This is a genomic window from Mesorhizobium sp. WSM4817, assembly GCF_055811135.1.
In genome coordinates, this window is sequence record NZ_JBVVQQ010000148.1 from 1 (window position 1) to 363 (window position 363).

The following is a 363-nucleotide window of genomic DNA, read 5'->3' on the forward strand; positions in this document are numbered from 1 at the left end:
GCGGAAGCAACGGATCGCCTTGCTAGTGGACGCCTGGACCACTCTGCTGCTGAGGAGCGCGGGGGCTGCCGCCCATTTTCCGTTATCCCGCGAACAATTCTTTGTACCCTGTCGTCACCATCCAGTTCGCCCGATCAAGATGGCTTCGCGCGGCTTTGCGGGCGCGCTCCGGTTCCTGTAGCGGATCGATGCCGAGGATCTCCTGCGCCATCTCCTCATAGCTGGCATCATCGGCGGCCGCATCCAGGAACCTCAGGTACAGCGTGTGGTGCTGCTTATCGTACGTGGTCAGGCTGTCGGACCATGGCACTTCTTCCTGGATTGCCGGTTTCGTTCCGACTTTCATGGCAGTTCGGTACTCCA

Annotated in this window: 1 protein-coding gene; it reads right to left on the reverse strand. The window is 60.3% G+C overall.

The features are described 5' to 3' along the window. Positions 1 to 82: 82 nt before the first annotated feature. The gene (locus AC0L2K_RS35140; RefSeq protein WP_473533678.1) at positions 83 to 346 is read right to left on the reverse strand and encodes a DNA -binding domain-containing protein; all 264 of its coding nucleotides are present in this window, start codon (positions 344 to 346) and stop codon (positions 83 to 85) included. Between the last annotated feature and the right edge of the window lie 17 nt (positions 347 to 363).

Bases quoted from the DNA above. Each gene is read 5' to 3' on its own strand.
- AC0L2K_RS35140 (WP_473533678.1), bottom strand. From the start codon at position 346: ATGAAAGTCGGAACGAAACCGGCAATCCAGGAAGAAGTGCCATGGTCC.